The sequence below is a fragment of the Pseudomonas khavaziana genome, assembly GCF_036704165.1.
Taxonomy (GTDB): domain Bacteria; phylum Pseudomonadota; class Gammaproteobacteria; order Pseudomonadales; family Pseudomonadaceae; genus Aquipseudomonas; species Aquipseudomonas khavaziana.
This window is the reverse complement of record NZ_CP129946.1, coordinates 432,791-457,676: the sequence shown is the minus strand read 5'-3', so window position 1 is coordinate 457,676 and position 24,886 is coordinate 432,791. Positions and strand designations below refer to the sequence as shown.

Annotated in this window: 23 protein-coding genes, 1 tRNA gene and 1 pseudogene; 3 read left to right on the top strand and 22 right to left on the bottom strand. The window is 55.8% G+C overall.

Features of this window, described 5'->3' with window-relative positions:
* Window positions 1–80 precede the first annotated feature (80 nt).
* Window positions 81–1,082 (top strand): GGDEF domain-containing protein, encoded by a 1,002-nt coding sequence (locus QYQ93_RS01960; RefSeq protein ID WP_043050816.1) that lies wholly within the window; start codon window positions 81–83, stop codon window positions 1,080–1,082.
* A gap of 530 nt (window positions 1,083–1,612) precedes the next feature.
* Here QYQ93_RS01960 and QYQ93_RS01955 read toward each other — a convergent pair.
* The 11 genes from QYQ93_RS01955 to QYQ93_RS01905 all read right to left on the bottom strand — a co-directional run bounded on the left by QYQ93_RS01955 (window position 1,613) and on the right by QYQ93_RS01905 (window position 10,463).
* Window positions 1,613–2,821: an HDOD domain-containing protein gene (locus QYQ93_RS01955; RefSeq protein WP_338476177.1), complete on the bottom strand. Its 1,209-nt coding sequence runs from the start codon at window positions 2,819–2,821 to the stop codon at window positions 1,613–1,615.
* 213 nt (window positions 2,822–3,034) lie between these two features.
* Window positions 3,035–4,312 (bottom strand): 4-aminobutyrate--2-oxoglutarate transaminase, encoded by a 1,278-nt coding sequence (gene gabT / locus QYQ93_RS01950; RefSeq protein ID WP_338476176.1) that lies wholly within the window; start codon window positions 4,310–4,312, stop codon window positions 3,035–3,037.
* A gap of 180 nt (window positions 4,313–4,492) precedes the next feature.
* Window positions 4,493–5,935 (bottom strand): NADP-dependent succinate-semialdehyde dehydrogenase, encoded by a 1,443-nt coding sequence (gene gabD / locus QYQ93_RS01945; protein ID WP_043049124.1) that lies wholly within the window; start codon window positions 5,933–5,935, stop codon window positions 4,493–4,495.
* Between the two features lie 419 nt (window positions 5,936–6,354).
* On the bottom strand, window positions 6,355–6,669 hold the full coding sequence (locus QYQ93_RS01940) for a RebB family R body protein (RefSeq protein WP_043049126.1): 315 nt from the start codon (window positions 6,667–6,669) through the stop codon (window positions 6,355–6,357).
* 50 nt (window positions 6,670–6,719) lie between these two features.
* Entirely contained in the window at window positions 6,720–7,034 is a 315-nt protein-coding gene (locus tag QYQ93_RS01935; RefSeq protein ID WP_003187550.1) for a RebB family R body protein, read from the bottom strand.
* 81 nt (window positions 7,035–7,115) lie between these two features.
* Window positions 7,116–7,439 (bottom strand): hypothetical protein, encoded by a 324-nt coding sequence (locus tag QYQ93_RS01930; RefSeq protein WP_338476175.1) that lies wholly within the window; start codon window positions 7,437–7,439, stop codon window positions 7,116–7,118.
* Window positions 7,440–7,479: 40 nt separating this feature from the next.
* The gene (locus QYQ93_RS01925; RefSeq protein ID WP_043049130.1) at window positions 7,480–8,112 is read right to left on the bottom strand and encodes a hypothetical protein; all 633 of its coding nucleotides are present in this window, start codon (window positions 8,110–8,112) and stop codon (window positions 7,480–7,482) included.
* Between the two features lie 82 nt (window positions 8,113–8,194).
* Window positions 8,195–8,767, bottom strand: coding sequence for a hypothetical protein (locus QYQ93_RS01920; RefSeq protein WP_338476174.1), 573 nt, complete (start codon window positions 8,765–8,767; stop codon window positions 8,195–8,197).
* Window positions 8,768–8,785: 18 nt separating this feature from the next.
* A complete protein-coding gene (locus QYQ93_RS01915; RefSeq protein WP_003187543.1) occupies window positions 8,786–9,013 on the bottom strand; it encodes a RebB family R body protein in 228 nt (75 codons plus the stop codon).
* Between the two features lie 103 nt (window positions 9,014–9,116).
* Window positions 9,117–9,659: an RNA polymerase sigma factor gene (locus QYQ93_RS01910; protein ID WP_043049132.1), complete on the bottom strand. Its 543-nt coding sequence runs from the start codon at window positions 9,657–9,659 to the stop codon at window positions 9,117–9,119.
* An 87-nt stretch (window positions 9,660–9,746) separates the two neighbouring features.
* Window positions 9,747–10,463 carry a Crp/Fnr family transcriptional regulator gene (locus QYQ93_RS01905; RefSeq protein ID WP_422394036.1) on the bottom strand — a complete coding sequence of 239 codons (717 nt, stop codon included), beginning with the start codon at window positions 10,461–10,463 and terminating at the stop codon, window positions 9,747–9,749.
* Between the two features lie 195 nt (window positions 10,464–10,658).
* Here QYQ93_RS01905 and QYQ93_RS01900 point away from each other — a divergent pair.
* Window positions 10,659–10,735: transfer RNA gene (locus QYQ93_RS01900), tRNA-Arg, on the top strand.
* A 673-nt stretch (window positions 10,736–11,408) separates the two neighbouring features.
* On the opposite strand, the gene QYQ93_RS01895 is transcribed toward QYQ93_RS01900, so the two are convergent.
* From QYQ93_RS01895 to QYQ93_RS01880, 4 genes are read right to left on the bottom strand one after another with little or no spacing between them, the layout of a single operon-like run.
* On the bottom strand, window positions 11,409–12,479 hold the full coding sequence (locus QYQ93_RS01895; RefSeq protein ID WP_338476172.1) for a hypothetical protein: 1,071 nt from the start codon (window positions 12,477–12,479) through the stop codon (window positions 11,409–11,411).
* A 2-nt stretch (window positions 12,480–12,481) separates the two neighbouring features.
* The gene (locus QYQ93_RS01890) at window positions 12,482–14,119 is read right to left on the bottom strand and encodes a restriction system-associated AAA family ATPase (RefSeq protein WP_338476171.1); all 1,638 of its coding nucleotides are present in this window, start codon (window positions 14,117–14,119) and stop codon (window positions 12,482–12,484) included.
* Window positions 14,116–15,777 carry a restriction endonuclease subunit S gene (locus tag QYQ93_RS01885; protein WP_338476170.1) on the bottom strand — a complete coding sequence of 554 codons (1,662 nt, stop codon included), beginning with the start codon at window positions 15,775–15,777 and terminating at the stop codon, window positions 14,116–14,118. Before QYQ93_RS01885 ends, QYQ93_RS01890 begins: the two co-directional genes overlap by 4 nt.
* A complete protein-coding gene (locus tag QYQ93_RS01880; protein ID WP_338476169.1) occupies window positions 15,774–17,276 on the bottom strand; it encodes an N-6 DNA methylase in 1,503 nt (500 codons plus the stop codon). Before QYQ93_RS01880 ends, QYQ93_RS01885 begins: the two co-directional genes overlap by 4 nt.
* Window positions 17,277–17,346: 70 nt before the next feature.
* Here QYQ93_RS01880 and QYQ93_RS01875 point away from each other — a divergent pair, with 70 nt between their 5' ends.
* Window positions 17,347–17,484, top strand: coding sequence for a hypothetical protein (locus QYQ93_RS01875; protein ID WP_288074991.1), 138 nt, complete (start codon window positions 17,347–17,349; stop codon window positions 17,482–17,484).
* Window positions 17,485–18,389: 905 nt separating this feature from the next.
* Here the strand turns inward: QYQ93_RS01875 and QYQ93_RS01870 are convergent.
* From QYQ93_RS01870 to ltrA, 7 genes and pseudogenes are all read right to left on the bottom strand, one after another.
* Window positions 18,390–18,833: a hypothetical protein gene (locus tag QYQ93_RS01870; protein WP_065896187.1), complete on the bottom strand. Its 444-nt coding sequence runs from the start codon at window positions 18,831–18,833 to the stop codon at window positions 18,390–18,392.
* A gap of 354 nt (window positions 18,834–19,187) precedes the next feature.
* Window positions 19,188–20,051 carry a methyl-accepting chemotaxis protein gene (locus QYQ93_RS28480; protein WP_419178676.1) on the bottom strand — a complete coding sequence of 288 codons (864 nt, stop codon included), beginning with the start codon at window positions 20,049–20,051 and terminating at the stop codon, window positions 19,188–19,190.
* Window positions 20,046–20,828 (bottom strand): annotated as a pseudogene (locus tag QYQ93_RS28475) (MCP four helix bundle domain-containing protein); the annotation flags it as partial. The pseudogene QYQ93_RS28475 and the gene QYQ93_RS28480, both read right to left, overlap by 6 nt.
* 124 nt (window positions 20,829–20,952) lie before the next feature.
* Window positions 20,953–21,105 carry a hypothetical protein gene (locus tag QYQ93_RS01860; protein WP_338476165.1) on the bottom strand — a complete coding sequence of 51 codons (153 nt, stop codon included), beginning with the start codon at window positions 21,103–21,105 and terminating at the stop codon, window positions 20,953–20,955.
* Window positions 21,106–21,126: 21 nt separating this feature from the next.
* Complete coding sequence (locus QYQ93_RS01855; RefSeq protein ID WP_338476164.1) at window positions 21,127–22,170, bottom strand: GGDEF domain-containing protein; 1,044 nt, start codon at window positions 22,168–22,170, stop codon at window positions 21,127–21,129.
* A gap of 131 nt (window positions 22,171–22,301) precedes the next feature.
* Window positions 22,302–23,168: a hypothetical protein gene (locus tag QYQ93_RS01850; RefSeq protein WP_043049137.1), complete on the bottom strand. Its 867-nt coding sequence runs from the start codon at window positions 23,166–23,168 to the stop codon at window positions 22,302–22,304.
* Window positions 23,169–23,422: 254 nt separating this feature from the next.
* The gene (gene ltrA / locus QYQ93_RS01845; protein ID WP_338476162.1) at window positions 23,423–24,844 is read right to left on the bottom strand and encodes a group II intron reverse transcriptase/maturase; all 1,422 of its coding nucleotides are present in this window, start codon (window positions 24,842–24,844) and stop codon (window positions 23,423–23,425) included.
* Between the last annotated feature and the right edge of the window lie 42 nt (window positions 24,845–24,886).

The following is a 24,886-nucleotide window of genomic DNA, read 5'->3' as shown; positions in this document are numbered from 1 at the left end:
AAAGAACACTTCGCCATCATGGTGACCCCTTGTAGTGACCGCTGTTCCATCCTGCGGCGCGCCCAGAGAGAGTTGTACCGATGGTTCACGAAAAGCCCTGCCTGCCCGATGTGCCCACTGCCGAGCCGCCGCGCCCGGCCGCGGCGGCGACCCTGTTGGCGTTGATGCATGCCCAGGGCGAAGTCGAGCGACTGAGTGAGCGTGAGCAACTGCTCAGTTCACTGCTGGTCAGCGTGAACGCGGTGCTATGGGCCATCGACTGGGAAACGCGCCGCGTGCTGTATGTGAGCCCGGCCTACGAGCGCATCTTTGGCCGTTCAGCCGGCTTGCTGCTGGCCGATCACCGGGAATGGCGCAACAGTGTTCACCCCGAAGACCTCGACTACGCCGAACACAGCCTGGCCCGCGTGCTGGAACAGGGCGCCGTGGAAGACCGCGAGTACCGCATCATCACCGCCGACGGGCAAATCCGCTGGCTGTGCGACAAGTGCTACATCAACCAGCAGGTGGTGCCTGGCGAGCCGCTGATCGTGGTCGGCATGGCCGAAGACATCACCGAAAAGAAGCTGCTGGAGCTGGAACTGCACCGCCTCGCCACCACCGACGTGCTGACCCAAAGCAGCAACCGCCGGCACTTCTTCGAATGCGCCAACCAGGCGTTCGACAATGCCTGCGTGCAGGGCACGGCGCTGGCGTTCCTGTTGCTGGACATCGATGACTTCAAGGACATCAACGACACCTACGGCCACCTGGAAGGCGATCAGGTGCTGCGGCGCATTGCCGAGAGCGGTCGCGGGGTACTGCGCCGTGGCGATTTGTTCGGGCGCATTGGCGGCGAAGAATTCGCCGCCGTACTGCCCGGTTGCGCACCGGAGATGGCCCTGCAAGTGGCCGAACGGCTGGGCAAGGAAATCCAGGCGTTGCTGTTCAGCTATGAGGGCCGCGAGTTCAACGTGACCGTCAGCCAGGGCCTGGCCAGCTTGCGGGAGGATGACTCCACCCTCGACAGCCTGTTCGCCCGGGCGGATGCGGCGATGTATGAGGCCAAGCGCCTGGGCAAGAACCGTGTTATCGCAGGCTAGACTTGGTCAAAATGTGGGGGGGCTTGCTCCCGATGGCGGTGTATCAGGTTAACAATACTTGTCTGGCCCACCGCATCGGGGGCAAGCCCCCTCCCACATGTGGGCCTCATTGGCTGTCAGGTTTTGCATAATCCTATTCGCCCAGGCGGATGCGGCGATGTATAAGGCCAAGCGCCTGGGCAAGCACCGCGTTATCGCAGGCTAGACTCGGTCAAAATGTGGGAGGGGGCTTGCTCCCGATGGCGGTGTATCAGGTTAACAATACTTGTCTGGCCCACCGCATCGGGTTCAAGCCCCCTCCCACATTTGAGCCTCATTGGCTGTCAGGTTTTGCATAATCCTATTCGCCCAGGCGGATGCGGCGATGTATGAGGCCAAGGGCCTGCGCAAGCACCGCGTTATTGCAGGCTAGACTCGGTCAAAATGTGGGAGGGGGCTTGCTCCCGATGGCGGTGTATCAGGTTAACAATACTTGTCTGGCCCACCGCATCGGGAGCAAGCCCCCTCCCACATTTTGGCGTTATTGGCTGTCAGGGTTTGCGTACTCTTGTCAGTTCGGACAAGCCCACTTTGAGCAGCCGTGCGGTCTTGCTGCCGGCAAGCTCTTGCAGCCCTTCATGCTCGGTCAAGCGCGCCATCTGTGTCGCCAGGTTCACTACCAAGGCTTCGCGTGAATACACACCGCCTTCCAGTGAATAGGTGGCCGCGATCAATTGGCGCAACTCCAACGGCAAGCGCCAGCGCGTGCGCAACGCCGAGCCGTAGGCGGCGCCAAAAGTGTCGAGGGATTCGCCGATCGCTTCGTCATCCAGGGCGCCGCCAGCCTGGCGCCAGTCTTCCAGGCAGCGCAACAAGGCCAGGTCGCCCAACCGATGCAGGATACAGGCGCTATAGCAGCGCTGGTGATCCAGTTCCAACATGCGCGCCAGGCGTCGGGCGTACTCGGCGCTGTCCTCGGACAATTGCCAGTGCCGCTCGGCGTAGGCCACCAGCCCAGGGTCACCCAGCACCACGTTGTGCTTGAGCGCCAGGCCCAGGATGAGGTTCATGCTTTGCCCGGGGACCAGCTTGTTGAGGGCCGCGTGCAGGGTCTGCACCGGCGTGCCGTGATACCCGGCACTGTTGGCGGCGGCGATCAGCACGGCGGTGATTTGCGGGTCGATACGCACCTGGTCTTCGAGCTGCTGCAGGTCCAGGCCCTCGGGTCCCAGGCTGCGTTGCACCGCGGCTTTGACATCCACACGCAACGGCGCGCCATCGCTGACCTCTCGGCGCCGCTCCAGGAATGCCGGCAAGGTCATGCCTGGCGCCAGCGCCGGAATCTCGCAATACACGCTTTCGCCTTCGTTAAGCAGCAGGTCTTGCAGGCGCTGGGTCAGGCTCTCCATGTTCAGCGGATGGGTCAGGTACGCAGTCGGCGCCAGGGGCAAGGCTTCGCGTACGCTGGCGCTGTCATTGCGGCTGCTCAGCAGGATGAACGGCAGTGCGGGAGAGCGGCGCTGCTCGCGCACACTGCGCAGCAGGCTCAGGCCATCGACGCCCGGTAGCTCCCAGTCCGCAAGAATCAGGTCATAGGTTTTTTCCCGCAACAGCGTGGCGGCCTGCTGCCCATCGGCGCACACATCCAGCCGTGCGTCACAGCGCACATTCAACAACACTTGCTTGAGCAGGTCCCGCGACCAAGGGTCCGCTTCGGCAATCAGCACTCGGGGTACAGCGGGTAAATCAACAGCAGTCATCCAGCACGCTCCATCGGCAATGCTTGCACCTTAGACAATGCCGCCGCGTGCGTAAAATGAAGCAGGCACAAAAAAACCGCCGAAGCGGTTCTTTTGCTTTTCGTAGGAGCGAGCTTGCTCGCGAAGGTCGTCAACGAAAACGCGGGCAGCCCTTGAAACGCGGTGCCTGGGCGTTTTTCGCGAGCAAGCTCGCTCCTACAGGGGCGGGGCGTGTCAGAGTTCGGAGAAACACTCTTCGATAATCGCCAAACCCTTGTCCAGCTGCTCGTCCGGCGAGGTCAGCGGCACCAGGACGCGCAACACGTTGCCGTAGGTGCCGCACGACAGCAGGATCAGGCCCTTGTCACGCGCCTTGGCCACCACCGCGGCAACGGCCGCCGCGTTAGGCTTGTGGCTGTCGCCCTCTTCAAACAGCTCGACTGCGATCATCGCGCCCAGGGCACGCACATCACCGATCACCGGGTACTTGGCCTGGATGGCCTTAAGGCCCGTCACCAGGCGCTCGCCGACCGCCTTGCAGCGGTCCAGCAGGTGCTCTTCTTCGAACACTTGCATCACGGCCAGGGCTGCGGCGCAGGCAATCGGGCTGCCGGCGTAGGTGCCGCCCAGGCCGCCCGGGGCGATGGCGTCCATGTATTCAGCCTTGCCACACACACCGGCCAGCGGGAAGCCGCCAGCGATGGATTTGGCGAAGGTGGTCAGGTCGGCGGCCACGCCCATCTGTTCCATGGCGAAGAAGGTACCGGTACGGCCGGCACCGGTTTGCACTTCATCGGCGATCAGCAGGATGCCGTGCTGGTCGCACAGTTCGCGCAGGCGCTTCATGAAGGCTTTCGGCGCGACGTAGAAACCGCCCTCGCCCTGCACCGGCTCGATGATGATGGCGGCGATATCACGCGGCTCGGCATCGTTCTTGAAGATACGTTCGATGCTGGCGATGGAGTCGTCGACGCTCACACCGTGCAGCTCGTTCGGGTACAGCGCACGGAACACGCCGCCGGGCATCAGGCCCATGCCGGCCGAGTACGGCACGACTTTACCGGTCAGGCCCAGGGTCATCATGGTGCGACCGTGGTAGGCACCGGTGAAGGCAATCACGCCTGCGCGGCCAGTAGCGGCGCGGGCGATCTTCACGGCGTTCTCGACGGCTTCGGAACCGGTGGTGACCAGCAAAGTTTTCTTGGCGAAATCGCCTGGCACCTTGGCGGCGACTTTCTCACACACCTCTACGTAGGGCTCGTAGGCCAGCACCTGGAAGCAGGTGTGCGTCAGCTTGTTGAGCTGCTCGGTCACGGCGGCGATGATTTTCGGGTGCACGTGGCCCGTGTTCAACACGGCGATACCGCCGGCGAAGTCGATGAACTCGCGACCTTCTACGTCGGTCACCGTGGCGTTCTTCGCGGATTCGGCGAAGATCGGGTGAATCTGGCCAACACCGCGGGGTACAGCGGCTTCGCGGCGTTTCATCAGGGAAGCGTTGGTCTTGCTCATAAAGTCCTCATTCGCCACTCATCGGGTGGCGTGGTCCAAGGCATAGGTGGCGGGGAGGCAACTACGGCAGCATGCGATGATCGACTGCCACAGCTTTCCCGGCCACTACGAATAACGATGTGGAACACGCAAAGGGGCAGCGCTCTCGTGCCCTCTACGTTTGCTGCAAGCTCTTGCCGGTCAGATGCCCAGGCAGAGGTATTTGATTTCCAGGTAATCCTCGATCCCGTACTTGGAGCCTTCACGGCCCAGGCCCGAGGCCTTGATGCCGCCGAACGGCGCCACTTCGTTGGAGATCAACCCAGTGTTGACGCCGACCATGCCGTATTCCAGGGCCTCAGCCACACGGAACACCCGGCCCAGGTCGCGGGCATAGAAGTACGAGGCCAGGCCGAACTCGGTGTCGTTGGCCATGGCGATCACATCGGCTTCGTCTTTGAAGCGGAACAGCGGCGCCAGCGGGCCGAAGGTTTCTTCCTTGGCGACAGCGGCGTCTTTCGGCACATCGACCAGAATGGTCGGCTCGAAGAAATTGCCTTCCATCGCCTTGCCACCGGCCAGCAGCTTGGCGCCTTTGCCCAGGGCATCAGCGATGTGCTCCTGAACCTTGGCCACGGCTTTTTCGTCGATCAGCGGGCCCGTGGTGGTGCCTTCTTCAAGACCGTTACCGATCTTCAATTTGGCCACGGCCACCTTGAGCTTTTCAGCGAAGGCGTCGTACACCGAATCCTGGATGTACAGGCGGTTGGCGCAGACGCAGGTCTGGCCGTTGTTGCGGTACTTGGAGATGATCGCGCCTTCGACGGCCTTATCCAGGTCGGCGTCGTCGAACACAATGAACGGTGCGTTACCGCCCAGCTCCAGGGAGACTTTCTTGATGTCCTTGGCACATTCGGCCATCAGCTGGCGACCGATTTCGGTCGAGCCGGTGAAGGACAATTTGCGCACGATCGGGTTGCTGGTCAGCTCACCGCCAATGTCGCCGGCGCTGCCGGTGACCACGCTGAGCACGCCTTTCGGGATACCGGCGCGGTGCGCCAGCTCAACCAGGGCCAAGGCCGAGAATGGTGTCTGCGAGGCTGGCTTGATCACCATGGTGCAGCCGGCAGCCAGGGCCGGGCCGGCTTTACGGGTGATCATGGCGGCCGGGAAGTTCCACGGAGTGATCGCCGCGGTAACGCCAATCGGCTGCTTGATCACGATCAGGCGCTTGTCGGGTTGGTGGCCGGGGATCACGTCGCCGTAGATGCGCTTGGCCTCTTCGGCAAACCACTCGATAAAGGACGCGGCGTAGACGATTTCGCCCTTGGCTTCAGCCAGCGGCTTGCCTTGCTCGAGGGTCATCAGGCGGCCGAGGTCGTCCTGGTTTTCGATCAACAGTTCGAACCAACGGCGCAGCTTGTTGGCACGCTCCTTGGCGGTGAGGGCACGCCAGGCCGGCAGGGCCTTGTCCGCGGCTTCGATGGCGCGGCGGGTTTCCGCGGCGCCCATCTTCGGCACGCTGCCGAGAATTTCACCCGTGGCCGGGTTGTTGACCTTGATGGTCTGACCGTTGTCCGCATCGACCCAAGCGCCATCGATAAAGGCTTGCTGGCGGAACAACTGGGTATCTTTGAGCTGCATGTCGGCTTTCCTTAACAGCACCGCGCGCACGCGGAGCGAATTAGAGTTGTTGAAAGGCGCCTTGTGGGCAATGTCGTTGTAGGAGCGAGCTTGCTCGCGAAAAATTCAAAGGCGCCGCGTAAAACCAGAAACGCGACGTCATCGTTAACGATTTTCGCGAGCAAGCTCGCTCCTACAGGGCATCAGCCAGGGGCTGCCGTCAGGGAAATCAGTCCAGGGCGCAAAGATAGGTTATGCGCGCACGGGAGACAGAGCGTTTGAAATCTCAAACGAATCCTAGGATCAATGGGGGTACAGGGCAATAGGATGTTCGAAAAAAAGAACGAATATGGCGCATCTGGTTCATCTTTCAGATCAAGCGCATCAACGACAACAGCCCCGGAGCCTTGTGGGCGCCGGGGCTGTTGGGGTCTTGCTGCTTAAGGTTGGAACGATTTGAGCACGGCCAACAGGCTGGTCAAGTTGTCGGCCACGCCGCCTTGGGCGACTTTTTCGGTGGCCGACGCGCCGGCGGTGGTGTCGACACTGTAGATCTGCATCACGCCCTGGTTGGTGGCCGCCTGGGCCAGGGTGTTTTGTTGCTGTTGGGCCGAGACCGAGTTCTGGAACAGGATCGCCGTGGCCTGTCCCATGGATTGGTAGATCGTGCTCATGGCCATCGCGGGCGATTCGGCAACGACCTTGACGTTGGTCTGGGTGACGGCATCGGTGATTTGCGGGCTGACAGTACTCATGGTTGAAACTCCTGGGTTGAGAAAGAACAACTTCCGTTATTGCTCAGTGCTTAAGGCTGGAAGGACTTGAGCACGGTCAACAGGCTGGTGAGGTTATCCGACACGCCGCCCTGGGCGACTTTCTCGGTGGCCGCCGCACCGGCGGTGGTATCGACGCTGTAGATCTGCATCACGCCCTGGTTGGTGGCCGCCTGGGCCAGGGTGTTTTGCTGCTGTTGGGCCGATACGGCGTTCTGGAACAGAATCGCCGTGGCCTGCGCCATGGATTGATAGATGGTGCTCATCGCCATCGCTGGCGATTCGGCCACCACTTTGACGTTGGTCTGGGTGACCGCGTCGGTAATTTGCTCGTTGACTAATGGCATGATCAATTTCCTTATTTAGTGCACGGTGTATTCCGTGTTCATCAATGAACGTTGCGAAACAGGCGCTGTGAAACAGAGTGTTCAAGGTTTCGCAGTGGGGCCCAACGCCGCTTCAATCCGCGTGATCAACCCCTGGATCAGTGCCTGCACTTCCTTGCGTTGCGCGTCCTGGTCGGGAGCTGCGCCGTCCAATACCTGGCGTAACGCCACCTCACGTTGCTCGGCAGCGGTCTTGAGCGCTTGCTCGTTGGCTTTCGATTGCTCAAGCACTTGGGTAGCGCGCTTAAGGGTTTCGTCGACGATGGCCTGGGGCGTTCCGGCGAAAATCTGCGGGTTACGCAGCATCGCCTCCAGCCGTTGACGGTCATCGGCGGACAGGACCGAGGGTGTGGAGGGGGGAGCCATGTCGATCTCCTTGGGCAGTAAGTTGCCTGCAAAAGGTCCGCTAAAGCCGCACCTCGACGTTATCCTGCCAAAAACCGGCGAAGTAGAAGTCTGTGGCGTTGTCGCAACTCGCGGCCAGCTCCCAGGGGGTCATTACCGTGGAGCGCGTAGTGAAGATCGGCGGTGGAATCTCACTGCCGCTGATGTAAAGGTTGCCAACCTCGTAGGCGTTTGCGACGAACTGCGAACAGAACGAGGCATTGCCGATAGACACCGATTCGTTAATCCGCGGCATGAGACCCGGCTCGTAGCCAGACGACTTGAGAATCGATAACAGCGCATTCCATTTACTGTATCGACCCGTAATTTCCTTGCTAGCGACGTCGCCATAAAATTGATCTGCGGCATACGCGGCCGCCCATCCCAACTTGGTGTCTTCACAGGAGAACACCATGGCTCCACGGGGTACGGCCTCAGTTGTCAGGTCGGTTACCTGAATGCCACTGCCGACACTCTCCACGACATGCGTGGCGTCGATCGCAATAGCCGCATGCACCACGGGTACATTCGGATCGCCCGTTCCGAAGATTTTCGCTTTGATCCACTGCCCCGCCACAATGAATACGCGAGGAATGCTGGTGGACAACTTGTCGTCCACTTGCGCCACAGAAAAAACAATATCGCCAAGCTTCATGATGTCGCTCCTCATTCAAAAAAAGTTGCTTTCAAGTTGCTGTCGCACCGCCCCAGCCGAACGCTGGAGCGCTGTACTCGGTTCAGGCCGCTGGCGCGGCCCGGTTGGCCAGGGTGCTCGCGTACTTGGCGATGCTCTGGTCGATCTTGTCGATGGCAACGCTCGCGGCTTCGGCTTCCATCGCCCCGGCGGCGGCGGCCACAGCGGCAGCGGCGCCCACCAGCAGGTCGGTGGCTAACGCGCCCAGTGCATCCTCGGCGGCGCCCGGCAGGTTGTTGTTGACGATGTTCTCGGTCATTTGCTGGAGCAGCACGGCCTGGGCCGCCAGGGCGATCTTGCTGACCCCGTCGAAATACCCCGCCGCCGCCTGCGCCACCAGGCCGGCCGCCTGGCTGATCATCATGTCGGCCGGCACCGCGATCTGGGCCGGCGCATAGGCGAAGTTCTGTGCGTTAGTGAACTGCACCGCCTGCACAATCTGGCTGTTGAGCGCCGCCGTGCTATCGGTTGACGGCGCGCTCACCTGGTTGAGCAGGTGCTCGTTCATGCGCGCCATGATCGAGCGCGAAGCCGGTGGGGCGGGCGCCGGCGCAGGTGGGTCGGCGGCGGGCGTTGCTTGGGAGGCGGCGGGTTTCTTTCTGCTGAACCACGACATGATGGATCTCCCCAGGCTTCAGCCCTTCTCGCCAATCTGCATGATCAGCGCCACGGCCTTGGAGATCACCGCATTGGAAATCTGGTTCATCGCCTGCTGGCTGTTGACCGCGTTCTGCAACGACAGGCCCGCCGCACTGCTGGCGACCTGATACAGCGACGCGATGGCCTGGGCCGGCGCCTCGGCCACCACCTTGACGTTGGTTTGAGTGACCGCGTCGGTGATCTGGCTGTTGACCTCTGTCATACATCTCTCCTTGATGGCATTCGCCCAAGGTTGGGCGTGGATAGTGGCGGCAGGACGCGCTCATACAACTAGAACGCCCCGCGCCGGGTTCTGTGAATCCAGCTCAGCGCAAGGCACTGCGCAGCAGTTGCACACGCTTGCGTACCAGCGGCAGCTTGACCTGCAACTCGGCGGCGATTTGCGGATACGGCAAGTCATCGACAAAACGCATCTCGAACAAGCGCTGCTGCATCATCGGCAACCGCGCCACCTGCGCCTTGACCCGCTCCAGGCGCTCGTAGCACTCCACCCGCTCCAGCACCGACGCGCAGGGCGCGGCGAGCGCGGCCAGGTGATCATGCTCAAGGTCCACCGAATCATCGAACAGCCGCCCCTCGCGCTTGCTGCGCCGCAAGCTGTCGAGAAACACATGGTCGAGTACCAGAAACAGAAACCCCTCAGGGTCGCGAATACGCTCGGGCGAGCGCCGAAAAAACAGCAGGGCCTTGATCGCCGTGGCCGACAACCACTCCTGACCCTGATCCAGATTGCCCTTGGCGCGCCGCAACGCACGCCGCTTGAGTTCACCCTGCACGGCGCGCCAACTCGCTTCGAACAAACGGTCATCGGCGGCCCATTGATCCTTGAACTGAACAGTCATCCCCATCGCCAGCACTCCTGTGCATCCTTGATGAAGGGCCAGTCTGCGAGGGCTCGACGGGGGTACGCTGTTACCTGGGGAACACTACGGCAACTAATTCAGCGCAAAAGCCTTGCGCCGCAACTGCTCGACATCGTTGATCACCATGCGCTCCAGATCGCCGCTGATCACCCCACTGCGCCGCCACACTTGCAGCTGCACATTCAGCTTGGGGCGGCTGGTATTCAGCATCGACGCCAACACCCCCTGGCTGGCGGGCAAAGACACACAGGGCATGGCAAGCGCCAAATCGATCTCGCCCAGGTTGGCCAACAGAAACCGCGCCAACCGCGACTCCAGCCGATGCAGGCACACCAACTCCAACAACTCGATGGCGTGTAGCAAACGCAGCATCATCAGCATCAACAAACGCCGCAGAAACACCGGCTCCTCAAACAACACAGCAAAATGCCGGCTCCCCAACTGCAACAAACGCGTGGGCCCGCTGGCAAAGGTAGAAGACTCGCGCCCATGATCCTTGATCAACGCCGTCTCCCCCACCACCTGCCCGGCCCCGGTACTGCCGATAATCTGCTCGCGCCCATCCGGCCCATGCACCACCGAATAAATCCGGCCTTCGACTACCAATGCGATGAATGCGAGGGAGTCGTCCTTGAAATACAACAGCTCACGATCCTCCAGCGTGCGCTCCACCATATGGGTGGCAACGTAGCGCAAGAGGTGCTCCGGCATACCTCGAAACAAATCGGAGCGAGCCAACAGAGTTTGTCTCAGCGGGAGATCGAGCATCACGGTTCCTTTGGAATGCATGCGTTCACCTGGGGAATTGCGGCGTGGAAGCGGTTTAAAGCCACAAGAGCAAAGCAAACAAAGGGACGCGCGGCGCGGGGAGTTGTGAATGAGGGTGGCGATTAGCCATTTTTTGTCGGAAACGGCTGACGGTGACCGGCTGAAATGCTGCAATGGACGCATCAGGTCGACATGGGTATGATGTCGCCCGCACAAGCATCCGTAGCTCAGCTGGATAGAGTACTGCCCTCCGAAGGCAGGGGTCGTGGGTTCGAATCCCGCCGGGTGCACCAGATATGAAATGAAAAAGCCTCAGGTCGAGAGATCTGGGGCTTTTTTTTGGGGGGGGGTTGGGGGGGTGTTGAGTTGCGTTGGGGTTGTAGGGGTTGGGGTTGGGGTTGGGGTTGGGGTTGGGGTTGGGGTTGGAAGTTACTCGACCGGGCTTTGGTTTGAGATGCGCGGGATTTCCGTCTCTTTTTTGTCGTGCAAATAAATCTGTCCCCTTATTCCAGAACGCTCGACAGCGTGGGGAGGAGGCAAAAAAAGCAGTTTTGAATGCGATAGGTTTTGCGTTAGATGAGGAGTGGAACGCAGCAACTAAGCAGCTAGCGGTAGTGGGGGCACAGTTAATTGCCGTCAACCGACAAAATGGTGGAATGGAAGATGGTTTGTCGAGACTTGAAGTACCTCGTTTTGGTCCCTTCCATACAAGACTAGATCGTGCCGATTTGGCAGCCGTCGCTGACGGTATTTCTTTTGCAGATCTACTCGCGGCATAACTCTCAAGCAGCCCGCACTTGCGGGCTGCTCACCTGGTTCTTAAGGTTCTCAGAGTTGACGCGCACAACTGCAATCCATCTGAAAGATCAGGTTGTATGCTGCTGCAATACTCACTGAGTGACGAGCCACTTTATTCGGAAACTTCAACCATAAAGTACCATTTAAGCACACCGATTGAGCGTAGAATCAAGCACCGACAGGCAACCTAGCGGGTGGTTTTACTAAACTTCGAAGTTGCGAAATCAGACGTTGATGGCCCAACTCACAGTGCCGTCTAAGCATGCGAAATACCGCAGCCTTAAGAAACGCACGATCCTGTATCCCGCTTTCACTCCAAAATTCTTCATATTGTTTTAGAGTCATCACGAGCTTTTCATCAGTGTCAACCTGAAGTCCTGACCGCCTTACCCAGCTCCCAAACAATCCGAGCCAGCTTGAAAAAGACGGATCGAGATGATCTCGACAGTAGCGTTCTCGGACAGAGAAAACCTCGTCCCAAGTTGGCACAGCATCCGTTTCCGGATCAAACCTAATTACCCACTTCGGCGTGTGCTCTGTCGCACCATCGAATGGATCACTATCGTCTAACAAAACATCTATTTTTACATGATTGTAAGGATCAAATGCCACACGTCGCGACCCATCGGCCCGCCTTATAATATCGATTGCATGCTTATAGTTGGAATTGCACTTATGTCCCATTGGGACTAAATTCCTCAAATTTGCCGCAGCGAAAGGATACCGGCTTTTCGTAAGGTAATGATCCAGTGCCTCGCGAGTTGCGCCCGGCGCATCGAAGTATTCTGTGCCACAGAAAGGGCACATATGCTCCGGGGCTGTAGCATAGATGACAGAATAATGCTGGTCGCGAACTTCAAAATCAGTGAGCAAAGCGAACGCAAAGCTGAATAAAGAGTCGATAGGATCACGCACCACCTCCGGCAAACTCTCGAGTGTGTCGCAGTCGGTCACCCCGCCTAAAAGATCTGAGATGCGGTTTGTCGCTTCAAGCGCCTCTAGAACCAAGTCCCTATCGACCTTATCAAGCTTACGAATCGCTCTATCATAGGCTCTAAAACGATCGCGCAAACCATGTCTTGGCTGCAGCGTAACTTGATGCGCAGTTGGCAGGATCTGAGGCCAACCTGGATATCGCTTCCTTGCGTCAGCAGCAACATGAACGTTTCGAACTGTTTCACAGAGACAGTCATGCAGCCAGTTGTTCAGTGTCGCTGCAATGGGATAGCCAAAGAGCACAGTTACTTGTCCTCTTTTTGCGATAATTGTCGAAGGTGATCCATCAGGAACACTTTCTCGACGGAGTCACCCAATCGACCAATCCCCGCCTTCACTTCTTCGCGATTATTGCTTTCCATAAGATCTGCAATCTCACGCCGAGGAACTTCCGACATCGGAGGACTCACTCCAAAGCATTCTTCAAGAATAGTGTCGAAGGTAGTTCCGAAGGTCTCGATACCAGGTCGGCGTACCTGCACGCCCGCCTGAACCTTCTCGAATATGAGCACCTTATCTCTCGCCATGTCCGAGGGAACAAATGGTGAATGTGTCGTCAACAAACAGTCTTGCTGCGCAGATTTACTTCCATGCTGCCCGCGTTTTCCATTAGCTGTGGGCAAATCCATCAATCTAGATATGAACTTAACGCGCCACTGCGGATTGAAGTGTGACTCTGGCTCATCTAACAAAAACAGTGCATTAGGAAGCGACGCCATGCACATAGTCCCAAGGATTTGTGCAAGTTGATGCTCCCCGTCTGATAGTGACACGTAATCGACCACACCCTTACCAGTCTTAGGAATAAAACGAACCTGCTCAAAGCGAAACACCCGGTCTTCATCCTGCGGCTCTGGCAGTCGGGAAGCGAAACGTCTTGTTTTGATATCGCGCAATAGGCGTTCGCGCGCCGCTCTGGGGATAGCTAGGTCGTTAAGCATCGAAAGTTTGTGAAGGGATGAGTACAGATCAATCGGGGTCTTCCAGAAACTCCGAAACGCCTCGCGAGTTTCGTCGGTTACCAAGAAGTCGAAGACATACGTCTCGGTCTTTTCATCGTAAGAGTGACATGTCGAGCATCGCTTCAGATGATCGATGTAACTTTCTAACTCGTCCGTCAGTTGAACACCTTTGCGCTTCCGTCCGGAGGTGGTGCGCGCTGCCAGCTTGGAGATGGCGCGATGCGCCAATTGGATCACGCATCGAAAAGAATGCAGCTCGCTAAGCTTAGCATCCATCAATAACGCATTACGCTCGTCTGCAGAACCTAGGATAAGATTGGCAACGAGCACTTCCAAATGCGTTCCATAATCAACTAGCATTAGACGAGTGTCAGGGATAGGCTTCCGATTAATCTCTGGATCTTTCTGCAAAGCCTGTTTGCCTACTGCGTCGGCATACCCGCTCCGACTCATGAGAAATGGCAAGCTCAAAGTTTCGTTGTCACCTGATGTGTAACCAATAACTCGAGACGGCAATAGCTCACGAGTTGAAGGCTCATCTAAAACACATTGGACCCAGTTGAAACCATCTTTTTTCTCAATTTTTAGTACAGGACGTCTTTTTCCTTCACTGCGGCGCGAGAGGCGGACTAGGACAGAGTTACTAGCAAGTGCAGGTCGAATTAAGTATTCGAGTTCGAACTGGAGTTCCTCATTGCCCTTGGCACGTTCTTCATCTCCAACGCACGCGTGAAACACTGTCTGAAATGCCTCAGCAACGACCTGTAAAAATTGAGACTTTCCCGCACCGTTTGCCCCGACCAAGCATAGTGGATCAAACTGCGCTGAATTGCTCTGGGTTCCTCTCAAACTGATATCTAACCCGTCGAGTAGTCCGCCACAAGTCGCCGCTTTAATTATATTAACACGCGTAAGTTTCAAAGCTTGACCCTCACTAAGCGCATCTCTTTATTGTTCTTATCGAAAATTTGCTGGACTATCGGGTTAGGTTCCGACAACAACTCAAAAATCGCGGTTTTTATAGACTCGTAGTTCCCGGGGATAAGCGCTCGCAGATCTTCAAATGAGAATCCATCGGTCTCAGAGCTCGAAATTATTGCCTTGACGGCATCCTTCTCGGTATTACTCATAGTCGGTCTTCTTGGCAGCGTTCTGGCTTGTTTCAGTGGCGGCTCAGCCTGGGGGGTATGCCTACTGGCCTCTATATTGACCAAAAGCGTAGATGCTGGCTCATCATTTGGATCTTGAGGAACCAACTCGCCTATAAAAGCCTTGTTGAGGGCTGCAGGCGTTAGTGCAGCAACTTTCGCAGCGGCATTGGCGCAATTGCGTTCCAAGCGATCAGCGAAAAGGAAAAGCTCATCCACGCGTTTCACTATTTCCAACTGCTCGTCGGAAGGTGGGACAGCAACTGGGAGCGAGGACAGTACGGATTTGTTGATAGAAGCGAGGTTCGTCGTCTGCTTCCCTTTTGCTAAAAAATACTCGTACCCGCGACTATTACCATAGTATGAGAAATAACGAGGCTCAAAGGTCGGATCAGAGAGGCGTGCTCTGAACACATGATTTTGAAAGATGCAAGCCGGCAGCTCGCCGCTCCAGATCCAGCCTCGCCCGAGTTTGTTGATGTCCCCCCCCTCGTTGAACAAGATATCACCGGCACGCAATAGTAGGTCTGCAACTCGGTTGGGCGGCACTCGAATGGTTTTTACCTCTGATAAATCAAGGTAACCCCGCTGAACATTAGCCACTCGGAGATAGGGTAATTCTGTAAATCCACTCCCCTGTTTCTTTGAGTCTTTTGTCACCCCCCCAGTAATCGTTGCTATATCGGCTAGGCGCCGTATAGCCCAAGAAGCAGGGAAAACGTAGTCGCGAAATGAGTCCGAATCCGCCTCCTGGAACGACTGACTCTCACCATCATCACCGCGTGCTTCCCGCCACTCACGAGTGAGTTCACCGCTAGTGGCAGCTGTGAGCACGGACTGACGAAATCTCTTGAGTATGTCGCTGATTTGGTCGAGGCGCCCCCGACACGTGGCTAAGCGCTCGAGCAGTGAGTCGAGTTTGTCGGTGATGCGTTTCTGTTCAGCAAGAGGGGGAACAGGCAACTCTAGCTTTGTGAGGTTTCCTCGGGAGATCCTGCGACGCGTAGTGCCTGATGACTGTAGCTCGATGAGCTGCCTTACAGGTGGCGCATTTAAAAAGTGCATCAACCACTTAGAACTTACGGACGAAGAACCAGGGCGCACGATTGCGACGTCAACAACTGTAATACAGCGCTGGGCTAACTTCGGCGCAAGACATGCTCGCCCAAGAGGTTCCGGCATTCTTGCGATCAGCACATCTCCTTCGAACACCTCAGTGCATCGAAGCTGATCAAACTTTATGTCATTAATAAATCTGTTTGATTTATTGACGAATACCCCATCACCGATGTCTGCCAGTTGTAGAAGCCGGATCGATCCGTTAGGGTCCTGGTCCTTGCTCTCGACCCAGTCTCCGTCCGAGAAGATACCGTTCTCTGCGATCAAATTTGCGACGGTTGTTTGTTCCCAACCTGGAGGAAGGCCCTTCACGCTTCGAACTCTTCCATGTCTTCGCCTAGTTCCGCGAGTATTCCACGCAGATCTTCAAGCGCGCCCTCCAGCTCTACCATCGCCTCGCGTGCCAGCTCAGTTGGTTCAGAATGCACGGCATTAGCTGCGGCGCTGTCATCCTTCAGCCAGGTAATATCCAGATTCTCTCCACGCTCAGAGATCCACTGTCGTGAAAATTTGCGGAAGCGGCCTGTTTCACCAGTTTCCATACGCTTGTTTAGGCTATCTCGGCCGGCGGATGGGTCTGTGCCAAACGCGGCCTCGAAATCAGCAAAATATTTCCGCGTGAGCTGTGTGCGCTTGCCAAATTGCGGAACGTTTGCTCGGAGATCATAGACCCATACCTCCTCCGTACTCCCCTTGTCTGATAAGCCACGGGTGAAGAATAAGACGTTAGTTTTCACGCCCTGCGCGTAGAAAATTCCCGTAGGCAAGCGCAGCACAGTATGAAGATTGCACTTATCCATCAGATCCCGACGAATTTCGGTGCCAACGTTACTATCGAAAAGCACGTTATCTGGAAGCACAACGGCAGCACGGCCACCTGGTTTAAGACCTTGATAAATATGCTGCAAGAAACAGAGCTGCTTGTTTGTCGTCGGGTAGATGAAATCACTACGCGAAGGCAGCCCTCCTCCTTTTTTAGTACCGAATGGGGGGTTGGACAGAATGAGGGTTGCGGCTGGCAGTCGAGTTCCTTGCTCTCCGAGCGTATCACCAAACTGGACACCACCTTCCACACCATGCAGAAGCATGTTCATAAGTGCTAGCCGATGTGCATCCTGCACAAGCTCCATGCCGTAGAAGGTGCCATGTTTGTACCTCAGCTGCTGTGCATCAGTCAGTGCTTTGAAATCATTTTGGTGGCGCAAAAAATGATTGGCAGCAATCAGAAAACCAGCCGTTCCGGCGGCGGGATCCTGAATCACGTCGTCCAATGTAGGTTTCATTACCGCAACGATGCTATCAATCAACACACGTGGGGTGAAGTACTGACCAGCACCGCTCTTCTTCTCATTCGCGTTTCGAGCTAACAATCCTTCATACAGATCACCCAGATCCTCGCGGTGTACGCTGTACCAGGCGAGCTTATCAATTTCTTCCACGAGCGTTGATAGAGTCGATGGTTTGGTAATCACCGTACTGGTATTTGCATAGATCTCCTGGACCGTACCGTGACCATAGCGGCTGTATTCTTGCAACAGTTGCTTGTACAGGGATAACCGGTCCGAGGCATTGGCGTCCATTAAATCAGACCAGCGACTACCGTTTATCTGCTCCTTTGGCGCTCCTTTCTTAGGCGCCTTGAAGAGGACTAAGCAGTCCTCCTGATCAGTCTCCTCCATCATTTTCAGAAAGAGCAGGTAGGTCAGTTCGCTAACGTACTCGTGATACGTCACACCATCGTCGCGCAACAGGTGGCAAAGGTTCCAGAGCTTAGAGACGATGTCTGACGTTGCGGCGTTCGTAGTAGTCATGCGGGCTATTTTGTCGTCGGTTTAGTGGCGGCTTGAGAATATCGTGCACACACCAGTAGGAGTGAGCACCATGACTTCCAGCATCGACGCAACGCTGCGTATCTCGACTGCAGGAGGCTGCCGAAAGCGCAGCCGTGACATCTGGGGAACTGAGGCGCTGACCACGTTAGTGATAGCCACAGCAAAATTCTTTTATGAAGAGCGCTAGCTTTCAGCAAGGATAAACGTTTCGACAGTCGCTTGCACTCTGGTCAGGAGCTTGAGTACGACATCCACCAGCCTTGTTACATGCGATCTTGGCCTAAGACAGCGTTGTGGTGACATCAAGGCCTAAACAGACCGGCCCGACGAACCTTTACTCCTGCCCGCGCCAGAGCCGTTACACAACGCCCCTGCGTAACACCTACTCTTATGATTTTTTGAAAACCGTGCAACCCTAATAAATTCAATATATTCAATAAGTTACTGAGTTCTTTACACCCGTAACACCTGTAACACGCGATTTTAGTCGAGTCTCCCCCGCACCCCATAAGCATCCATGCCACCAGCGAGGAAATGCTCATACAAGGCGGGGTCCCTGAATGGATTCAGGCCAGACGGGGTCGGAAACCCGCGTGATCGTGTCAGCGGAAAGGTGCCCAGCTTAGTGAACAAGTGAACCGGGTGAACTGCCGTTCACCAGTGCACTTGCCCTATGAATCGGAAAGCCGCTGGGGACCCTGGGCATTTTGGATAGGCACGGGGCAAAGAACCCGCGCGTTCGTGTTAGCGGCTGGATTTTTTAAGTTGGTTGACAGGTTGACGTGGTTGACACCCATCACCATGGTTGACGCCCTGCGGGTGTGCACTATCAGCAACAGATACAGCCACCTTTACAGAAGCTGTAACGATGGCCCTATTTCTTCAAGATCCTTTCAATTTCAACGATTGAAATTTCAGTAACTTCTGGCACCTCCCACTAACTCGATCCCGCGGGTTTCATGCCCCGTACTGCTAGTAAATCACCAGGGTCCCCAGCGCTTATCGGCCACGAAACTCCGACGGGTATCGCTACGAAAGATCGATACCAGGTGAAGTGAAAAGTCTTTGGGGTCGCTATCTAGATGAATATGCTTAGGAATTTGGTGGAGATTGAATGTAGACGATCTGCTTATCTCGACCCACCAACAAGCCGATGACGAGCAGGATCACTCCGAGGAAGAAGCCAACAAATCCTAGAAAGCCACTCACCAAAGTGCCACCGATGGCCGCTCCCGCCGTTTCTGCACCTGAGTGAGCGCCACTGACATTGGTAGCGATATGGCTACCGGTGAAAATAATACCGGACAAAGGAAGCATGAATGCAGCGATGCCCGAGGTCACTAGAAGTCGACGCCATGCTTTGCCAGGAGTGGGAGCATAAATCGCTACGACTAGTGCAATGATCCATGCGACGAAGAACACAATCGCGCCTGTCGCACCGCCAGCCCCTGGCGAAGCCGCTCCGGCGATGGCTACGACCATCGAAAGAAGAATGGCTAATATTAAGCCGCCGACCAGCCCTGCAAGAACCTTCATCGTTAACTCCTTTTATTTGCCGAGGCATCGAATATGCTGACGTGATGTATAGCAGCAGAATGCCACTTCTGTCCTGCCGCACCGTTGTGGGCGACCAATGAATTCTCACAGAAACCGCATTTTGTGGCTCTAGCAGTTAGCCTCGTGTATCCCACGTGTATGCCTAACCGATACAGAACCTACAAAGCCCAGAAAATACTGGCACTTTACAACCCAGTTCAAACGACGCCGGGGCACCAGATATGAATGGAAAAAGCCCCAGGTCGAAAGGCCTGGGGCTTTTTGGTGCGGGCCTTCAGCACGCCCATGTAAAGTCTTGAAAACCCACCCCTGCCGACGGGAGCAGGCCTTCATTCAGAGCTTGAACTTGGACACCAGATCATTAAACGACAGCGCCAGTCGCGAAAGATCATGGCTGGAGGCATTGGTCTGATTCGCACCAGCGGCTGTTTGCGCGGACAAGTCCTGGATGTTCGTCAAGTTACGATCAACCTCACGCGCTACCTGGGCCTGTTCTTCAGAGGCGCTGGCTATCACGATATTGCGGTCATTGATTTGCGCGACGCCGAGCGAAATTCTTTGCAGCACTTCCCCGGCCTGTGCGGCCAAGCGCTGCGTCTGCGTAGCCAAGGACCGACTGTCGCCCATTGCGGCAACGGCCTCATCCGCACATTGCTGTACGGCATTGATCATCCCTTCGATTTCAACGGTCGATGACTGGGTGCGATGGGCCAAAGCGCGTACTTCGTCAGCCACCACGGCAAATCCCCTGCCCTGCTCTCCGGCCCTGGCCGCTTCGATCGCAGCGTTCAATGCTAATAAATTAGTCTGCTCTGCGACGCTGCGTATAACGTCAATCACTTTGCCGATGTCGCGAACTTGCCCCGCGAGGGATTCGACTTTACCGGCCGAACCTTCAATTTCAGTGGCCATTCGCGTGATCCCGACCACGGCATCATCCACGTGAGCGTGGCCTTTTACCGCGTCATTGCGCGTTTCTTCAGAAGCCTGCGATGTGGAAATAGCATTGCGCGCCACTTCTTCCACAGCCACGGTCATCTGGTTGACCGCAGTCGCCGCTTGCTGAATTTCGTCGTTCTGGCGAATCAAGCCTTGGGTACTTTCATCGGTGACGGCGCTCAGCTCTTCTGCAGCGGCTGCCAATTGATCCGAGGCACTCGCGATTTCCTGTAGCGTCTTTTTCAGGCTCCGTTGCATTGCGTTCAGCGCGTTAAGCAATTGCCCCACCTCATCTTCACGATCGGTGCGGATCATTTCAGTCAGATCGCCACGAGCAACCCGCTCGGCACTGATGACCGCCGAGGCGATCGGACGGGTGATACTGCGTGTAATGCACACCCCCAACGCAATGGCGATCATGAAGGACAGCAATACGCCCACGAGCAACTGAGTCGTCGACTCGCTGATCGTGGCGTTAACGGCTTGCGCTTGCTTGTCTACTTCAACCCTGTTGATGCCCAAGATAACGTCCAACTGCTCGCGGGCGTTACTCATGGCGCGTACATTTTCATTGCTCAACAGGTTTCTGGCCGATGAAAAGTTTGCTTGATTAATGGCCTCAATGACCTGTTTGGCGCTTACCAGATAAGCCGCCCAGAGTTTCTCGAATGCCTCACCCGCCAGGCGCTCTTCAGTGCCCATTGGGGTTGAGCGATAGTGGTGGAAGACCTTATCGACCTGTTGCTGGGTGTCATTCAATGCTCGCGCTACCGCTTCCACATCCGCTCTGTCGGCTCCCGATGCCGCAAACGTCAACAAACGATAAAGATTGCGGTTGTGCGTCATGATCAAGCCTTTCGCCTCGGACACGCTGGAAGCCGAAACCAAGGTGTCTGAAAAGGTAAGATTGAGTGCAAAACCCAACTTCTTGACGCCACTCCAGCCAATGCCCCCGACCACCAACGTAATCAGCGCGACCAAAACGAAGGACGTCAACAGCTTGGTTGCAAGCTTCGCATTTTTTATCCACTTCATTGCATGTGCTCAGGTTATTTAAAAGATGCACCGACCTATTGGCGAGGAGGCTTCAGTAATAAAGCGCTGATCACTCCCGACAAAAAACAGTTGCTAAACTATTTCCACGCCCAGATGAAGCCATCTAATCCTTGACGATTTCTTCTTCATCGTCGTTGCCGCGCAGGAACCGGACAAACTCTTCCGCCTCGTCACGCGTTTCAAACATCAGAGTCAGTTCACCCATCGTCAAGACGTAGCAAGGCGGCGATTCAATATAGTTAATCTCGATATTCATGATCACACCCACGTTTGAAGGTTATTGCGCAAAAAGAGGAAGCATGAGTGCGCCAACCTGTTCGCCATCCTGAAACACGCGATCCTTGCCGTTATGTTTGGCCCTGTACATATTGTTATCGGCGCACTTGAGCACCGCCGACATGTCGGAGGTTGCCGAGAATCGCGCTATTCCCGCACTGCAGGTGTAATGATGCGGGGGCGCCACACTGGCCCGGATAGCACCCAATAAACGCAACGCGTATTCCTGAACCACCAAGTCGTCGCCGCCCAACACCAAGACCCCGAACTCTTCACCGCCGATTCGTCCGACACAGTAACTGCCCGGTGTTGTTTTCAGGCAGTTGGCCATGGCGCACAGGATCTTGTCGCCGACATCATGACCGTACTGATCATTCTTCAGTTTAAAGCCGTCGATATCTAACATGATGAAATAGCCGTACCGCCCCTCCGCCAATAGCTTTTGAAAGAGTTCCATAAAGGCGCGACGATTCAGCAAAGACGTGAGAAAGTCAGTCTCGGCGAGCGTCCTGATCTCACTCTCCACCAACAACACCGAGCGCAAATTCCTCAAATAGGTAAAGCTCAGGGTAAAGCCGATCGACACAGACGAGACGCAAAACAACAGTAAGTACAACTCTTGACCGCGGTATATATCGATATCAATATGGGTCCACATCAATAGCCAGACCTGCACGCTGGACAGCAAATAATCACCAACGGTTATAAATAAGATAGCGCTGCTGAGTACAATGATCACTGCCAACGGCAAGGCAAATATTCGCAGCTCCATATGCGAGCGAATAACGTAGGCAAACCCGACTGAAAGAACAAAAATGTAAAGACCGCCCATCACCCTCCACATTAAAAAACTGCGTATCACACGATGAACATACCAAACGCTCAATAAGCAAAGCGTGATCAACAGGTGTATCACATTCAGTGCAGATACCGAATCAATGAAAAGCGCCCCCAGCCACGCCAATATACCTACCAACTCAATTTTTATGACTGCTGGTGATAACAGCGTTCGCATTCTCGGTCTAATCTTGAAAATCGCCGGCATTGACAAACTCCTTTCCCAAGACCATCGAATATGCTCGTCAATCTTTGAGGCCGCCCATCAACTACACCGACACAGTCACCCGTCATCTGGAAACGTCTAAAGGACTGACGGTTCACTGAACGCCGAAATCCTTAGCATGCGTATTTGTCGGCTTTCACATCCATGCCCAATTCAATGCTTATGCACACGACAGAAAAATGCACTGACATGATCTTACGCGCCAGTTCCAGAAACACCGGGCGCAGCTCTACCGAATGCTTGTGACACTTAAAATAACCTTTCACCTCGCCTTCTTTAACCATACGTATCAAATGCGTCTTTGAAACACTCAAACGTTTCGAAAGCTCAACATAGGATGAGACTTTCTGATTAGAGTGTAACGATCCGTTCCTCATTGCATCTGTATAAAGCGCGAGCATGGGTAGATGCCCCCCGGCTCGATTGACGAGCCACATTGTTTCGGGCATTAGCTTGTCAAGCATCAAGTCGGCTTCAAGCAACTTGGAAAAGCCTCTGAAGAAATAGCGCAATAAATCTTCGGAATTCAAGGCGTTCACCTGGCGGCCCAAATAAGGCACGATCATTTGCGACGGCAACAGAAACGCCTTGAGCATACTCGCGGTTTCACACAATGCCGTTTGTGTCGGTACGAAAATACGCTGCCTTCCATCTTCGTTATGCAGATGAACATGCATATACCCGGAGATGAAAAAAAAAGAAAAATACGCGTCCAGGCTATTGCGCGAAAGATAGCCTCGCTGCTGACAGAAGGCCTTGACTTTAGACAAGGGAACACGACTATCTTCATAACTGAAGCTTAATAAAGAGAGCGCGACTATGTACCTGTCGTATTTCAACAACGTCTTGTAGAAAAACGGCTTTTTTCGATAGCTTTGCGTTACCAACTCGAAGTGGAGAAGAATAGCTTCGTCCATATCACTTTGGGTCATCGCGTAACTGGTCTCTTTCAAATAGTTCAGTAGATCAGTTTTATTCATCGACGCTCAACAGACCTCATGCAACAACATCAGACAACTATTACCATCATCGTGCACAGTATATGCGTATTTGCCCCTGTGTTTTTTTCAGCCCAAAAATGTTCTATTTCACACAGATGGGTAAAGCGCGTGCCTGGCAGACTTTGACATATACCCAGCCAGACAATACAAGCGCCCCCTACGATCGAGTAGGAGGCGGATTTACATCCGCCGTCCTCTCACACCACCGTACGTACGGTTCCGTATACGGCGGTTCAGGTTATGCGGCTAAGCCGATTTATCGTATCCAGTATTGAGACCAGCCCGAGTCGATCCCACAGTTTCTTCGGTAGCGCCTGATTCATATGTGGCGCTCCCGAGTTCCACCATGGACCTCGGCCATTGAACGCTGATGTGCAGGCGCGCCCTTCGTCGAGTCCCAAACGCATCAGGTTGCGCGCCCTCGTAGAGGGGTGCTTCCATTGGCGCCAGATGATGCAGCGAAGTTTGTGTCGCACCCAGCCATCAAGTATCTCCAGCGCTCGCTTACCCTGAGTCAACTTGAAATAGCCAGCCCAACCGCGCAGCACGGGATTTATCCATTCGATGACATTCGTCATCTTGTGGCCCCGCCCTCTGCGCAGCAGGTCTCTGAGTCGGTCGCGCAAGCGACCCAGACTCATCGTTGCCACTCTCAGCCTCGGCTGCTGGTGCCAGCTCATCCCGTAGCCCAAGTAATCACACATCCAAGATCCGGCGACTCGGCTCTTTTCCCGGTTCAGCGTCAGTTTCAGGCGCTGGTTCAAGAAGCGCTCAACACCGGCCATCACCCGTGCACCAGCCCGCTGACTGCGCACATAAATGTTCGCGTCGTCGGCATAACGCACGAAGCGATGGCCTCGCCGTTCCAGTTCGCGGTCGAGTTCATTGAGCAGGATGTTTGACAGCAATGGCGAGAGCGGGCCGCCTTGCGGCGTCCCTTCCTGCCGTCGGCTGACGATTCCACCCGACATGGCTCCGGCTTCGAGGTAACGGCGGATCAGTTTGAGCACGCGTTTATCTTCGACATAACGCTCAACTTTGGCCATCAACACGTCGTGATTCACTCGATCAAAGAACTTCTCAAGGTCGAGCTCCACGCACCAACGGTTGCCCGCCGCCACATGGGCGCGGGCGGTTTCGATAGCTTGATGAGCGCTTCTGCCCGGACGGAAGCCGTAGCTGTAGTCCGAGAACAGCGGGTCGAGGATTGGCGTGAGCTGTTGCAGCAGTGCCTGTTGGATCAAGCGATCCACGACGCTGGGAATACCCAGTTGCCGTGTTCCGCCTTTGGGCTTGGGGATGTCAACGGCGCGTACACCCTGCGGGTGATACTCGCCGGCCAGCAACCTCACCTTGAGGGTTGGCCAATACTGTTTCACGTAGTCCGCCAAGTCGTCGACCGTCATGCCATCGGCACCCGGTGCGCCCTTGTTGCTGACCACACGTTGATACGCACGCCTAAGGTTGGCCGGCGCAAGCACCCGCTCCATCAGCGTGTCCGGCTCCGCGTTCGTCCACGTCACAGACGCCGCTGATACCTGTGCGCTGTCAGCCGTCATCCTCGGATTCTGTCCGGGACTCGGAGTGACAGTCTTCTCTGGGAGAAATTTCTGCATTTCGGTATTCAACGAGACTTTGACGCCTACTGGCGGCATAACCTGTTCGGCCCTTGGTAACGTGGTTATTCGTCACTTACT

Excerpts from the sequence above, each read along its gene's own strand:
- QYQ93_RS01960 (WP_043050816.1), top strand. The coding sequence starts at position 81 with ATGGTTCACGAAAAGCCCTGCCTGCCCGATGTGCCCACTGCCGAGCCG.
- QYQ93_RS01955 (WP_338476177.1), bottom strand. The coding sequence starts at position 2,821 with ATGACTGCTGTTGATTTACCCGCTGTACCCCGAGTGCTGATTGCCGAA.
- gabT (WP_338476176.1), bottom strand. The coding sequence starts at position 4,312 with ATGAGCAAGACCAACGCTTCCCTGATGAAACGCCGCGAAGCCGCTGTA.
- gabD (WP_043049124.1), bottom strand. The coding sequence starts at position 5,935 with ATGCAGCTCAAAGATACCCAGTTGTTCCGCCAGCAAGCCTTTATCGAT.
- QYQ93_RS01940 (WP_043049126.1), bottom strand. The coding sequence starts at position 6,669 with ATGAGTACTGTCAGCCCGCAAATCACCGATGCCGTCACCCAGACCAAC.
- QYQ93_RS01935 (WP_003187550.1), bottom strand. The coding sequence starts at position 7,034 with ATGCCATTAGTCAACGAGCAAATTACCGACGCGGTCACCCAGACCAAC.
- QYQ93_RS01930 (WP_338476175.1), bottom strand. The coding sequence starts at position 7,439 with ATGGCTCCCCCCTCCACACCCTCGGTCCTGTCCGCCGATGACCGTCAA.
- QYQ93_RS01925 (WP_043049130.1), bottom strand. The coding sequence starts at position 8,112 with ATGAAGCTTGGCGATATTGTTTTTTCTGTGGCGCAAGTGGACGACAAG.
- QYQ93_RS01920 (WP_338476174.1), bottom strand. The coding sequence starts at position 8,767 with ATGTCGTGGTTCAGCAGAAAGAAACCCGCCGCCTCCCAAGCAACGCCC.
- QYQ93_RS01915 (WP_003187543.1), bottom strand. The coding sequence starts at position 9,013 with ATGACAGAGGTCAACAGCCAGATCACCGACGCGGTCACTCAAACCAAC.
- QYQ93_RS01910 (WP_043049132.1), bottom strand. The coding sequence starts at position 9,659 with ATGGGGATGACTGTTCAGTTCAAGGATCAATGGGCCGCCGATGACCGT.
- QYQ93_RS01905 (WP_422394036.1), bottom strand. The coding sequence starts at position 10,463 with ATGCATTCCAAAGGAACCGTGATGCTCGATCTCCCGCTGAGACAAACT.
- QYQ93_RS01880 (WP_338476169.1), bottom strand. The coding sequence starts at position 17,276 with ATGACTACTACGAACGCCGCAACGTCAGACATCGTCTCTAAGCTCTGG.
- QYQ93_RS01875 (WP_288074991.1), top strand. The coding sequence starts at position 17,347 with ATGACTTCCAGCATCGACGCAACGCTGCGTATCTCGACTGCAGGAGGC.
- QYQ93_RS01870 (WP_065896187.1), bottom strand. The coding sequence starts at position 18,833 with ATGAAGGTTCTTGCAGGGCTGGTCGGCGGCTTAATATTAGCCATTCTT.
- QYQ93_RS28480 (WP_419178676.1), bottom strand. The coding sequence starts at position 20,051 with ATGCAACGGAGCCTGAAAAAGACGCTACAGGAAATCGCGAGTGCCTCG.
- QYQ93_RS01860 (WP_338476165.1), bottom strand. The coding sequence starts at position 21,105 with ATGAATATCGAGATTAACTATATTGAATCGCCGCCTTGCTACGTCTTG.
- QYQ93_RS01855 (WP_338476164.1), bottom strand. The coding sequence starts at position 22,170 with ATGCCGGCGATTTTCAAGATTAGACCGAGAATGCGAACGCTGTTATCA.
- QYQ93_RS01850 (WP_043049137.1), bottom strand. The coding sequence starts at position 23,168 with ATGAATAAAACTGATCTACTGAACTATTTGAAAGAGACCAGTTACGCG.
- ltrA (WP_338476162.1), bottom strand. The coding sequence starts at position 24,844 with ATGCCGCCAGTAGGCGTCAAAGTCTCGTTGAATACCGAAATGCAGAAA.